The organism is Paraburkholderia dilworthii (genome assembly GCF_000472525.1).
GTDB lineage: Bacteria > Pseudomonadota > Gammaproteobacteria > Burkholderiales > Burkholderiaceae > Paraburkholderia > Paraburkholderia dilworthii.
Genome location: NZ_AWZT01000035.1, coordinates 18546 through 30874 on the forward strand (window position 1 = coordinate 18546; position 12329 = coordinate 30874).

General features: G+C 62.4%; 10 protein-coding genes. 4 read left to right on the forward strand and 6 right to left on the reverse strand.

Features of this window, described 5'->3' with window-relative positions:
- Positions 1-506: 506 nt before the first annotated feature.
- The 4 genes from F759_RS0125110 to F759_RS0125125 form a co-directional block, all read right to left on the reverse strand.
- Entirely contained in the window at positions 507-3509 is a 3003-nt protein-coding gene (locus F759_RS0125110; RefSeq protein ID WP_027802293.1) for a ribonucleoside-diphosphate reductase subunit alpha, read from the reverse strand.
- Between the two features lie 551 nt (positions 3510-4060).
- Positions 4061-4657 carry a 1,6-anhydro-N-acetylmuramyl-L-alanine amidase AmpD gene (gene ampD / locus F759_RS0125115; protein WP_027802294.1) on the reverse strand — a complete coding sequence of 199 codons (597 nt, stop codon included), beginning with the start codon at positions 4655-4657 and terminating at the stop codon, positions 4061-4063.
- Positions 4654-4968 (reverse strand): PP0621 family protein, encoded by a 315-nt coding sequence (locus tag F759_RS0125120; RefSeq protein ID WP_027802295.1) that lies wholly within the window; start codon positions 4966-4968, stop codon positions 4654-4656. The genes ampD and F759_RS0125120 overlap by 4 nt, the downstream gene beginning before the upstream one ends.
- 9 nt (positions 4969-4977) lie before the next feature.
- Positions 4978-5931, reverse strand: coding sequence for a cytochrome C assembly family protein (locus tag F759_RS0125125; protein ID WP_027802296.1), 954 nt, complete (start codon positions 5929-5931; stop codon positions 4978-4980).
- A gap of 80 nt (positions 5932-6011) precedes the next feature.
- Between F759_RS0125125 and ffh the strand changes: the two genes are divergently transcribed.
- Together ffh and F759_RS0125135 are read left to right on the forward strand one after the other, a co-directional pair.
- Complete coding sequence (ffh, locus tag F759_RS0125130) at positions 6012-7379, forward strand: signal recognition particle protein (RefSeq protein ID WP_027802297.1); 1368 nt, start codon at positions 6012-6014, stop codon at positions 7377-7379.
- A gap of 120 nt (positions 7380-7499) precedes the next feature.
- A complete protein-coding gene (locus F759_RS0125135) occupies positions 7500-8051 on the forward strand; it encodes a hypoxanthine-guanine phosphoribosyltransferase (protein ID WP_027802298.1) in 552 nt (183 codons plus the stop codon).
- Positions 8052-8222: 171 nt separating this feature from the next.
- Here the strand turns inward: F759_RS0125135 and F759_RS0125140 are convergent, their stop codons facing one another.
- Both F759_RS0125140 and F759_RS0125145 read right to left on the reverse strand, forming a co-directional pair.
- The gene (locus tag F759_RS0125140) at positions 8223-8822 is read right to left on the reverse strand and encodes a MarC family protein (RefSeq protein ID WP_027802299.1); all 600 of its coding nucleotides are present in this window, start codon (positions 8820-8822) and stop codon (positions 8223-8225) included.
- Positions 8823-8834: 12 nt separating this feature from the next.
- The gene (locus F759_RS0125145; protein WP_027802300.1) at positions 8835-10571 is read right to left on the reverse strand and encodes a proline--tRNA ligase; all 1737 of its coding nucleotides are present in this window, start codon (positions 10569-10571) and stop codon (positions 8835-8837) included.
- A 298-nt stretch (positions 10572-10869) separates the two neighbouring features.
- On the opposite strand from F759_RS0125145, the gene F759_RS0125150 reads away from it, so the two are divergent.
- Together F759_RS0125150 and F759_RS0125155 are read left to right on the forward strand one after the other, a co-directional pair.
- On the forward strand, positions 10870-11610 hold the full coding sequence (locus F759_RS0125150; protein ID WP_027802301.1) for an RNA pyrophosphohydrolase: 741 nt from the start codon (positions 10870-10872) through the stop codon (positions 11608-11610).
- An 87-nt stretch (positions 11611-11697) separates the two neighbouring features.
- Positions 11698-12255 (forward strand): CNP1-like family protein, encoded by a 558-nt coding sequence (locus tag F759_RS0125155; protein WP_027802302.1) that lies wholly within the window; start codon positions 11698-11700, stop codon positions 12253-12255.
- Positions 12256-12329: the final 74 nt, after the last annotated feature.

Consider the following 12329-nt stretch of genomic DNA (forward strand, 5'->3'; position numbering starts at 1 on the left):
CGTGTGTCGTCGAGGTGCTTCGCGAACTCGAAGAGCAACGCGTTCAAGCGTCGTTTCGCTGCTCTATCTATCTGTCTTGCGGAGTGCGTTTGCTGTGTCTTGCACTTCTCTGCGCGTTGCCGGTTCGTCCGCGCGAGCGAGATGAAGTTCAATGCAATGTCGAGCGATGTGTGTGGCCGACTGCGTTGTTCGCTCCGTCGGTCGAAGCGTTGGTGAAGCGCGGGGCCTTGCGGCCTGCTGTTGTCTCGCGTGCTTCGTGAAGTGCCGACTCGTCGCTTCGTTGCTTCGTTGCTTCGTTGCTTTGTCGTTTAGCTTCGCCTAGCTGCTTCGCTTCGTTGCCCGGTTGACGATGAGCGGTGCGGCCTCGCTGACTTCATCTATCTCTCGCTTGCCGCACCGCACATCGCTTTACATCTGCTTCATCTCTATCAGGTTCATTGATCGCGGCATGCGGGTCACTACCTAGAACCCGTCAGCAAGCAACGAACCCGCTTGCTCCTTGATGCTTACTGGCAAGCCTCGCATTCGTCGAAGCCAGGGTCGCCCGGACGCATCATGCAGACAGGACCGTCCGCTTCGGGCGCGGCTTCCACGGCGACTGCCGGCACTGCCGCTGCTGCCTGAAGGCCGCCACCATTACCGGCTACGCCGCCGCTCGCGCCAAAGCCGCCTGCCGCGCCGCCGCCGACACCGCCCGTGCCTTCGCCGCCGCCCGAGCTCACTGCGTTGAGCGCGCCGTGAGCGACCGTCGACTTCTCGACGTGCGTTGCCGCCATCGTGCGGAGGTAGTACGTGGTCTTCAGACCGCGCACCCATGCGAGCTTGTAGATCTCGTCGAGCTTCTTACCCGATGCACCGCCCATGTAGATGTTCAGCGACTGTGCCTGGTCGATCCACTTCTGACGACGCGAGGCCGCTTCGACCAGCCACACCGGATCGAGTTCGAACGCGGTCGCGTAGATCGCGCGCAGGTCGGCCGGAATGCGGTCGATGCGCGAGAGCGTGCCGTCGAAATACTTCAGATCGGCGACCATCACTTCGTCCCACAGGCCGCGCGCTTTCAGATCGCGCACCAGGTAGTCGTTGACCACCGTGAATTCGCCCGACAGGTTCGACTTCACATACAGGTTCTGGAACGTCGGCTCGATGCAAGCCGACACGCCGATGATGTTCGAGATCGTCGCCGTCGGCGCGATCGCGATGCAGTTCGAGTTGCGCATGCCGTAGGTGGCGATGCGCTCACGCAGCTCCGTCCAGTCCATCGACTCGCTCGAATCGACTTCGACGTAGCCGCCGCGCGCGTCGGCCAGCAGCTTGACCGAGTCTTGCGGGAGGATGCCGCGATCCCACAGCGAGCCGCGGTAGCTCGAGTAACGGCCGCGCTCTTGCGCCAGTTCGGTCGACGCGTAGTAAGCGTAGTAGCAGACCGCTTCCATCGACGTGTCGGCGAACTTCACCGCTTCTTCCGATGCGTACGGCGTGCGCAGCAGATGCAGGCAGTCCTGGAAGCCCATGATGCCCATGCCGACCGGACGATGCTTCAGGTTCGAGTTACGCGCCTTGGCAACTGCGTAATAGTTGATGTCGATCACGTTGTCGAGCATGCGCATCGCGACGCTGACCGTACGCTTGAGCTTCTCGTGGTCGAGCGCGAGCGTGCCGTCGGCCTGCTCCTTCAGATGCGCGACGAGGTTCACCGAGCCGAGATTACAGACGGCGATTTCGGTGTCGCTCGTGTTCAGCGTAATTTCCGTGCACAGGTTCGACGAGTGGACGACGCCGACGTGCTGTTGCGGCGAGCGCACATTGCACGGATCCTTGAACGTGATCCACGGGTGGCCCGTTTCGAACAGCATGCCCAGCATCTTGCGCCACAGTTGCGCTGCCGGAAGCTTCTTGAACAGCTTGATCTCGCCGCGTGCGACCTTGTCTTCGTAAGCCGTGTAAGCCGCTTCGAACTCGGCGCCGAACTTGTCGTGCAGGTCCGGGCAGGTGGACGGCGAGAACAGCGTCCAGTCGCCGCCTTCCATCACGCGCTTCATGAACAGGTCGGGAATCCAGTTCGCCGTGTTCATGTCGTGCGTACGACGACGGTCGTCGCCGGTGTTCTTGCGCAACTCGAGAAATTCCTCGATGTCGAGGTGCCACGTTTCCAGGTACGCGCACACGGCGCCCTTGCGCTTGCCGCCCTGGTTCACGGCCACTGCCGTGTCGTTGACGACCTTCAGGAACGGTACGACGCCTTGCGACTTGCCATTGGTGCCCTTGATGTGCGAACCGAGCGCACGCACGCGCGTCCAGTCGTTGCCGAGACCGCCGGCGAACTTCGAGAGCAATGCGTTTTCCTTCAGCGCTTCGTAGATGCCGTCGAGGTCGTCGTCGACCGTCGTCAGATAGCACGACGACAGTTGCGAGCGGCGCGTGCCCGAGTTGAACAGCGTGGGCGTGGACGACATGAAGTCGAAGCTCGACAGCACGTTGTAAAACTCGATGGCGCGCGCTTCACGGTCGATCTCGTTCAGCGACAGCCCCATTGCGACACGCATAAAGAATGCCTGGGGCATTTCGATACGCACGCCGTCGTGATGCAGGAAGTAACGGTCATACAGCGTTTGCAGACCGAGGTAGCCGAATTGCAGGTCGCGGCTGTTGTCGAGCGCAGCACCGAGGCGCTTCAGGTCGAACTGCAGCAGCTTGTCGTCGAGCAGCTCCGCTTGCACGCCGCGCTTGATGAACTGCGGGAAGTACTCCGCGTAGCGCTCGCCCATTTCGGCTTGCGTGACTTCTTCTTCGAGAATCTCGCGGCGGATGGTGTGCAGCAGGATGCGAGCGGTGACCTGGCTATAGGCCGGATCTTTTTCGATCATCGTACGGGCAGCCAGAATCGCCGAGTCGTAGACCTGGCTCATCGGCACTCCGTCGTACAGATTCTTCACCGTTTCGGCGACGATGGGCTCCGCGCTCACGGCGTCGCCCAAGTTCGCGCAAGCGGACTCGATGATGCCGCGCAGCGCAGCCATGTCGAGCGGCCGCGTCACGCCGTTGTCGGTGACGTTCAGGCCCGGCGTGCTGCCGGCCGCGTGGTCGTCGTGAGCGCGCGCCTGCGTGCGCTTCTCGCGATACAGCACGTAGGCACGTGCGACGTTGTGCTCGCCGCCGCGCATCAGCGCGAGTTCGACCTGATCCTGAATGTCTTCGATATGGAACGTGCCGCCGTTCGGACGGCTGCGCACGAGCGCGCGCACCACGTTCTGCGTGAGTTGCTCGACCAGCTCGCGCACACGCGCCGACGCCGCGCCCTGACCACCGTTGACGGCGAGGAATGCCTTCGTCACGGCGATGGCGATCTTCGACGGTTCGAACGACACCACGCTGCCATTACGACGGATCACCTTGTAGTCGGCGTACGTCACTTGCGGCGCCAGCGCCTGAGCGCCTTGTGCCTGGCCGAAAGCCTGGCCAGTCGGTGATCCCTCATACCGGGTCGTCACATTGTCGGTGGTTTGCATGTGCAAAGCTCCTGGTCCTGGAAATGTTGCGGCGAGTGCCGCGGATTAAAACGAACGCTGCGCCGCCGCGTGCGCAAACGAGGGGGTGCAGGAAAAAGACCTACTTGGGCGGCTGACGGCACGCGACTGCGATGAAGCCTGATTCGAATTGAAAACGGTCTTCGTCGTAGGTGTCACGATCACTCTCAGCCCCTTTCCTGATGTTTCTGGTTGCCGCCGGCTGGTCTTGTCCGGCTGCGCCGCAGGAATTATTTTTCGCTGCCTGGAATGCTTGCGGCGCCGTACTCGGAGAGCGGGGCGCCGCGGACTTATGCACTCACTTGTGCACGCACTTATACACTCGGTTATTCACAAGGTTATGCACAGACACACAAGATATAGTGCAGAACCGAATTTGTGGCACCAAGTATAGTGGAGATTCGAGACAGGTCAAACGCTTTTATTTGCTTTTGAAGACTTGACTTTTAGATCGCGCGGCGCGAAGCGGCCTCGCCGCAGAAGCAGGCAGGGCCTCGCTCTGCGGCGCTCACGCGAGCTCGCGCGAAGTGCCGTTACGGCGTTTCGGAAAACTTGAGATAGGGGAAATACCGATCCGCGAGCAACGTGTCCCGTTGCAGACGCGGCCACTCGAAATGTGGTCCTGGATCGGTCTTGCGACCGGGCGCAATGTCGGAGTGCCCGGCAAGCGCTTCGATCGGATAGCGAGCCGTCAGCGCGTTCACGAGCGCGCCAAGCGTGCGGTATTGCGCCGCCTCGAAAGCAGTCGTGTCGCTGCCTTCCAGTTCTATACCGATGGAGAAATCGTTGCAGCGCTCGCGGCCGAAAAAATTCGACGGGCCCGCGTGCCATGCGCGCTCATTGCAGGACACGAACTGTTCGAGCGCGCCGTCGCGATGGATCACGAAATGCGCGGACACCCGCACGCCGCGCAGATGCGCGTCGTAATACGGATGAGCGTCGCAATCGAGTGTGTTGAGGAACAGTTCGGCAATCGCCGTGCCCCCAAACTCGTTGGGTGGCAGGCTGATGTTGTGGACCACGATCAGCGTCGGCACCGCGCCTTGCGGCCGTGCCTCGAAATTCGGCGAGGGCAGTTTGCGTGCTTGTGCAACCCAACCGTCTGCGTCGACGGCGAGCTCGACGCTCATCGAGCGTCGCGGCCCGTGGGTCGCGTGCCGTGCCGCTGCGCATGCGCGGCACTACAGAACGGCTGTCCGGCGACCACCACCGAGTCGCTCTTCGGCGCATGCACGCCACACTCGACACAACGGATCATTGGCTCGGCCAGTTGCGGCGCCTGCGCGGGACGCGCGGCGCCGTTGCCATCGCCATTGCTGGCGGTGCCCGGTGCGCCGCCGGCGCCCGTGCGTTGCGCCGTGTGCGCGTCATGACGGCGCAGCGCCTTCACGAGCCACTGGCCGACGAAGAATAACAAGATCAGCAAAAAGATTTGTCGCATGGGACACGCTCACACTACGGCACGGTGCAACAGCACCTCGAAAACAAAACGGCTGCCGACGTACGCCAGCAGCAACGCGACGAACGACGCCAGCACCCAGCGCAATGCGGCACGGCCGCGCCAGCCGGACACCCTGCGCGCCGTCAGGAGCGCGCCGAACATCACCCACGAAAGAATCGCGAACACGGTCTTGTGATCGAGCCGCAGCGCCCGGTCGACCAGTTGCTCGCTAAACAGAATGCCCGATACGAGCGTCAGCGTGAGCAGCACGAAGCCCGCGCCGATCAGACGGAACAGCAGCTTCTCGAGCGTGAGCAGCGGCGGCAGCGTGTCGAGCCAACTGGACAGCCAGCCGTTGCCCGCTGCGGCCACATTCCGCTGCGCGATACCGCCGCGCATTGCGTGGAGACGCCGCTCGACGAGCAGCATCAGAACGGCGTGCAGCGCCGCGATTGCGAACAGACCATAGGCGATGTTCGCGATCAGAAAGTGCAGCTTGAACATGGGTGCCGCCGAATACGGCAGCACGCGCACGCCGTTGAACGCGAGCGGCAATAACGAGGCGACGCACGCAAGCGGCAACACGAGCAGACGCAGACCGTCGAGCGGAAAGAAAAAACTTTCGATCCAGTAGATGCCGGCGCCGAGCCAGAACATCGCGGACAGCGCGAACGCGAAGCCGAACACCATCGCGTTCTGCGGGAAGATCGTGGTATGCAGCAGTACGCCGTGCGCGAGCAGCGCGACGAACAGCAACGCGCGGCCCGACGAGCTCATGCCCGAAGCTGCCGAGCCGGCAAAGCCGGACTGTGCTCGCGCGGTCGCGCCGGTGGTTGCGGCGGCCGGCATCGGCGGAACGCTTTCCAGCATGGGGCGCGAGCCGGCGTGCCGGTGCGAGCGCCAGCCGGCCACGGCGAGTCCGCCGTACAGGAGCGCGGTGAGGGCATACAGTACAATATCCATATTCGAAGTTTACACTAGGCCCCTGCTCCGCGACGTCTTCCACTTCGCGCCCGCCCGGGCCGCACTGTTCATCGCTCCCCATGCTCGACAATCTGACTCAACGGATGGCGCGCGTCGTCAAGACGCTGCGCGGCGAAGCCCGGCTCACCGAGGCGAACACCCAGGAAATGCTGCGCGAAGTGCGCCTCGCGCTGCTCGAGGCGGACGTGGCGCTGCCCGTCGTGCGCGAGTTCATCGCGAAGGTGAAGGAGAAAGCGCTCGGCGAGGAAGTCATCAGCAGCCTGTCGCCGGGTCAGGCGCTCGTCGGCGTGGTGCAGCGCGAGCTGACCGCGGTGATCGGCGGCGACTACGAAGGCAAGGCCGCTGAACTGAACCTCGCCGTCACGCCGCCGGCCGTCATCCTCATGGCCGGTCTGCAAGGCGCGGGTAAGACGACCACGGTCGGCAAGCTCGCCAAACTGCTGCGCGAGAAGTACAAGAAGAAGGTCCTGACTGTTTCGTGCGACGTCTATCGCCCCGCTGCTATCGCGCAGTTGAAGACGGTGACCGAGCAGGTTGGCGCGGACTTCTTCCCGTCGGAGCCGGATCAGAAGCCGGTCGACATCGCGCGCGCCGCAGTCGATTGGGCCAGGCGTCACTATCACGACGTGCTGCTGGTCGACACGGCCGGCCGTCTCGGTATCGACGAAGCGATGATGCAGGAAATCACCGCGCTGCACACCACGTTGAAGCCGGCGGAAACGCTTTTCGTCGTCGACGCGATGCTCGGTCAGGACGCGGTCAACACTGCGAAAGCGTTTAGCGACGCGTTGCCGCTCACCGGCGTGGTGCTCACCAAGCTCGACGGCGACTCGCGCGGTGGCGCGGCGCTCTCGGTGCGTCACGTCACGGGCAAGCCGATCAAGTTCGTCGGCGTCGCGGAAAAGCTCGACGGCCTCGAAGTGTTTTATCCGGATCGTATGGCGAACCGGATTCTCGGCATGGGCGACATTCTCGCCCTCGTCGAAGAAGCGCAACGCGGCGTAGATGTTCAAGCCGCGCAGAAGCTCGCCGACAAGGTCAAGAAAGGCGGCGACTTCGACCTCAACGATTTCCGCGCGCAGCTCACGCAAATGAAGGGCATGGGCGGCCTCTCGTCGCTGATGGACAAACTGCCCGCGCAATTCCAGCAAGCCGCCGCCGGCGCCGACATGGGCCAGGCCGAAAAGCAGATGCGCCGCATGGAAGGCATCATCAATTCGATGACGCCGCTCGAGCGCGCCAAGCCGGATCTCATCAAGGCCACGCGCAAGCGCCGCATCGCGGCAGGCGCGGGCGTCCAGGTGCAGGAAGTGAACCGCATGCTGAACCAGTACGATCAGATGCGCACCATGATGAAGAAGTTGAAGGGCGGCAATATGCAAAAGATGATGCGCGGCATGAAGGGTATGCTGCCCGGCATGCGCTAAGCTTTAGCAAGATGGCGGCGCGCGGGTTGCGGACCCACCGGCCGCCGCCGTCACCAAGGGGGACTTCCTTCGGGGCGTTCTCACTCACACTATGTATACAGTCACCGCCCGTCAGACGTCATGAACCGCGAAGAAGCCCTCCACATTTTTAGCCATTCCGAAGAAATCGTTTCGGCCGACGAGGTCAATGCGTCGATCAGCGGCATGGCTGCCGCCATCCGCAACGAAATGAGCGAGGACTTTCCGCTCGTGCTGTCGGTAATGGGCGGCGCGGCGGTCTTCACCGGCATGCTGTTGCCGCACCTCGATTTTCCGCTCGAGTTCGACTACATCCACCTCACCCGCTATCGCAACACCACCAAGGGTGGCAATGAGATGCAATGGCGCGTGGCGCCGGCTGAATCGGTGAAGGATCGCGTGGTGCTGGTGCTCGACGACATCCTGGACGAAGGGGAGACGATGGCGGCGATCCGCGACCGCATTCTCGCGATGGGCGCAAAGCGTTTCTTGAGCGCGGTGCTGTGCGAAAAGATCATTCCGAAAGCCAAGCCGTTGCGCCCGGATTACTGCGGCTTCGAAGTGCCGGACCGCTATGTGTTCGGCTGCGGCATGGATGCGAAAGGCTACTGGCGCAACCTGCCCACCATTCGCGCGCTGACTGAAGGCGCTTGAGTTGTCCGATTCGTCGCCGCGCTGTCTTGCGCGGCGCGGAATTGACCAGATGAAAAAAGCGGCCTGCGGGGCCGCTTTTTGTTGCGTGAAAGACTGCGAGATGAGCTCAACTCAGTTCAGAGATCTGCACCGTGTCGCCCGGTTGACCTCCTCACCAACAACGCGCCTCACTCACAGTTGATGCACAAACGCGCGGATACCGCCGAGCATCATTTCCACTGAAATCGCCACCAGCACGAGTCCCATCAGCCGTTCGAACGCCATCATGGTGCGCTCGCCGAGCCACGCCTGAATACGCTCGGCCAGCATCAGCACGGCTGCGCAGACGATCATCGTGACGGTAAGCGCGCCGATCCATTCGAACATCTTGCCAGGCGCCTGCGACGTCAGCAGCATCACGGTCGCGAGCGCCGACGGCCCCGCCAGCGCCGGAATGGCGAGCGGTACGATCAACGGCTCGCCGCCGCGCACGTCGCCGCCGAACGGGCCGTCCGGATGCGGGAACACCATGCGCAGCGCAATCAGAAACAACACGATGCCGCCGCCGATACGCAACGACTGGTCGGTGAGACTCATCATGCGCAAGAACGCGTCCCCGACCACCATGAACACCAGCAGGATCGCAAACGCGATCGCGACCTCGCGCAGGATCACTGCGGTGCGCCGCTTCGGCGACACACCGCGCAGGCAACTGATGAAGAGCGGAATGTTGCCGAGCGGATCGGTGATCAGAATCAGCAGGACGGTCGCGGAGAGGAAGGTGTACTCCACCGTCCGCCCCGCTTAGCGCGCCAGCGCCGCGCGAACCTTCGCGATGATCGTTTGCGCGGCTTCATCGACGGGCAGTAGGGTCGCCTCGGCGTCGCGGCGACCCTGATATTCGAGCTTGCCTTCCTTGAGGCCACGGTCGCCGATCACGAGGCGATGCGGCACGCCGATCAGTTCCCAGTCGGCGAACATCACGCCGGGGCGCTCGCCGCGATCGTCGAGAATCACGTCGATGCCCGCTTCGACCAGCGCCGCGTATAGCTTGTCGGCCTGCTCGCGCACTGCTTCGCTGCGGTCATAGCCCATCGGGCACAGCACGACCTCGAACGGCGCGATCGATTCCGGCCAGATGATGCCCTTGTCGTCGAAATTCTGTTCAATCGCGGCGCCGAGAATGCGCGTGATGCCGATGCCGTAACAGCCCATTTCCATCGGCTGCGGCTTGCCGTTTTCGTCGAGGCACGTCGCGTTCATCGCTTCCGAATACTTGGTGCCGAGCTGGAACACATGGCCGACTTCGATGCCGCGGCAAATGTCGATCACGCCCTTGCCGTCCGGCGACGGATCGCCCTTCTTCACGTTGCGAATGTCCGCGACGACCGGTTCCGGCAGATCGCGGCCCCAGTTCACGCCCGTGGTGTGGTAGTCCACTTCGTTCGAGCCCACTACGAAGTCGCTCATGTTCGCGACCGTGCGGTCCGCGACGACCTTCACCGGCTTCCTGGTGTTCAGCGGGCCGAGATAGCCCGGCGGCGTGCCGAAGGTCTCGATGATCTCAGCCTCGGTCGCCATGCGGAAATCGGCAAGGCCCGGCAGCTTGCTTGCCTTGATCTCGTTCAGATCGTGATCGCCGCGCAGCATCAGCAGCCAGATGGTCGGTTCGGCGCCTTTGTTTTCGGTAGCGAGCACGATCGACTTGATGGTGCGCTCAAGCGGAATGTTGAGCAGTTCGGCCACGGCCTCGCACTTTGCCTTGCCCGGCGTCGGTGTCTTCTTCATTTCCTCGGCAGGAGCCGCGCGCTGAGCGTAGAGCGGGAGCGCGTCCGCCGCTTCGACGTTCGCGGCGAAATCGGAGGTCGGGCAATAGGCGATTGCGTCTTCGCCGGTTTCGGCGATCACGTGGAATTCATGCGAGCCGCTTCCGCCGATAGAACCGTTATCCGCCGCCACCGCGCGGAAATCGAGACCCAGCCGCGTGAAAATGCGCACGTACGCGTCGTACATCTTGCGATACGACTCGCGCAGGCCCGCTGCGTCCTTGTCGAACGAGTACGCGTCTTTCATGATGAACTCGCGGCCGCGCATCACGCCGAAACGCGGACGAATCTCGTCGCGAAACTTCGTCTGGATCTGGTAGAAGTTGACCGGCAACTGACGGTAGCTCTTGATCTGACCACGCGCGATGTCCGTCACCACTTCTTCGTGGGTCGGTCCGATCACGAAGTCGGATTGCTTGCGGTCCTTGAAGCGCAGCAGTTCGGGACCGTATTTTTCCCAGCGGCCGGACTCCTGCCACAGCTCGGCCGGCTGCACGGCCGGCATCAGCAACTCGATCGCGCCTGCCCGGTTCATTTCCTCGCGCACAATGGCTTCCACCTTGCGAATCGAGCGCAGGCCGATCGGCAGATAGTTATAGATGCCGCCGGCGACGCGGCGGATCATGCCGGCACGCACCATGAGCTTGTGGCTGACGATCTCGGCGTCTGCCGGAGCTTCTTTCAGGGTGCCGATAAAGAAACGGGAAGCTTTCATTCAGATTTTCCAAAAGCGGCGGCTCCGGAGGGACCGCCCGAAAGGGTAAAACGGGAAATCGACACGGCTACGGCGCCGGGCACCGCCCGGTTCGCCAGTGCGGCGCAAGGACTGCCACCGGGGCGCCCCAGCCTCCGCGCAAAGCCTTTTGCACACGGGATAAGGTACGGGAAGACGGACAGGCTACCGCAAACCCAACCCTTTTGCGGCGAATCGTTCCAATCTGGTGCGAATCGGTGCGTCAGGTCCGTTATCTGTTTATAATCAAAGCAATTTTAAAGGATTCGAAGGTGGTTGTATGCTGGATCGTGAAGGCTTTCGCCCGAACGTCGGCATCATCCTCTTGAACGCGCACAACGAGGTGTTTTGGGGCAAACGGCTCCGTGAACATTCCTGGCAGTTTCCGCAGGGGGGCATCAAGTACGGAGAGACCCCCGTGCAAGCGATGTACCGGGAGTTACACGAAGAAACCGGTCTGCTTCCTGAGCACGTCAAGGTGATCGGCCGCACACGCGACTGGTTGCGTTACGAGGTGCCTGACAAGTTCATCAAGCGCGAGGTACGCGGTCACTACCGCGGCCAGAAACAAATCTGGTTTTTGCTCCGAATGGTGGGGCGCGACTGCGACATCTGCTTGCGCGCCACCGACCACCCGGAGTTCGATGCCTGGCGCTGGAACGAGTACTGGGTGCCGCTCGACTGTGTGATCGAGTTCAAGCGGGATGTGTATCAGTTGGCGCTGACGGAGCTATCCCGTTTCATGCGCCGGACTGCGCCGCGTGCGGAAAGACCCGGTGGGCACTCTGGAGCGCGTTATCCCAGGATAGCGTCGTCAATGGAAAGTCCGCCGGATTCCACGGTAATGACGGTGACCACGGTAACGTCCGTCAGGATCGAAACTTCGGTTCACACCACACGCGTGTCTGATTGCGGCGAAAACGCCAGCCCGGGGAACGAGGCAGGCGCCGTATCGGAACTCGAGGACGAATCGGCTCGCGAGGCCGCGGGTGCAATGCTCCGTCAGGGCATGCGTAATTAACCATTCTGCGCGGCTGTCCATGCCGCCTATGTCGCCTTATGCGGGCGCGGCTCCTCAAGCTGCGCCCGCTTTTTCGAGGAAACCATATTGAAAGCACTTGCTCTCGTCGTGGCGTGCGTCGCCACCGGCGCCCTGCTGGCTGGCTGTTCGAGCGCCGGCAAACCCACCAACAAGGACGACAGCACGTTTGCGTACCTGCTCGACCGGCCGACCACTTGGGTCGAAAACAAGGTCGATACCTTGCCGCCGCTGCCGCAGAACTCGAATCTGCTGCCTTTCGAGGTGTCGGGCAATACGCCGTTGCATTTCGCGATCGACGGGAATTCCCTTACTGTCGGCTCGGACGGCGTCGTGCGCTATACCGTGGTCGTGACGAGCCCGAGTGGCGCCCGCAACGTGAACTACGAGGGCATCCGCTGCGACACCTATGAATGGCGCCTGTACGCCGGCCTGAACGCGGATCACGACGGTTGGGACCGAACGGTCGCGAACGACTTCACGCGTATCGAGAACGGCGCACTGAACGCATATCACGCGGTGCTGTATCAGGATTATTTGTGCGCGAACAAGATCCCTACCGGGAGCGCGAAGTCGATTGTGGACAACATCCGCTATAAGCGCACGGCGGCGTCGTTGATCCATTGACACTCGGCTGCTCCGCTGACAAAAAAGCCGTTCCAGCAAATGCGGGAACGGCTTTTTTATATCTTACGCGTGAG

What these genes read in the sequence shown, in the direction of transcription:
- F759_RS0125110 (WP_027802293.1), bottom strand. Translation starts at nt 3,509, where the DNA reads ATGCAAACCACCGACAATGTGACGACCCGGTATGAGGGATCACCGACT.
- ampD (WP_027802294.1), bottom strand. Translation starts at nt 4,657, where the DNA reads ATGAGCGTCGAGCTCGCCGTCGACGCAGACGGTTGGGTTGCACAAGCA.
- F759_RS0125120 (WP_027802295.1), bottom strand. Translation starts at nt 4,968, where the DNA reads ATGCGACAAATCTTTTTGCTGATCTTGTTATTCTTCGTCGGCCAGTGG.
- F759_RS0125125 (WP_027802296.1), bottom strand. Translation starts at nt 5,931, where the DNA reads ATGGATATTGTACTGTATGCCCTCACCGCGCTCCTGTACGGCGGACTC.
- ffh (WP_027802297.1), top strand. Translation starts at nt 6,012, where the DNA reads ATGCTCGACAATCTGACTCAACGGATGGCGCGCGTCGTCAAGACGCTG.
- F759_RS0125135 (WP_027802298.1), top strand. Translation starts at nt 7,500, where the DNA reads ATGAACCGCGAAGAAGCCCTCCACATTTTTAGCCATTCCGAAGAAATC.
- F759_RS0125145 (WP_027802300.1), bottom strand. Translation starts at nt 10,571, where the DNA reads ATGAAAGCTTCCCGTTTCTTTATCGGCACCCTGAAAGAAGCTCCGGCA.
- F759_RS0125150 (WP_027802301.1), top strand. Translation starts at nt 10,870, where the DNA reads ATGCTGGATCGTGAAGGCTTTCGCCCGAACGTCGGCATCATCCTCTTG.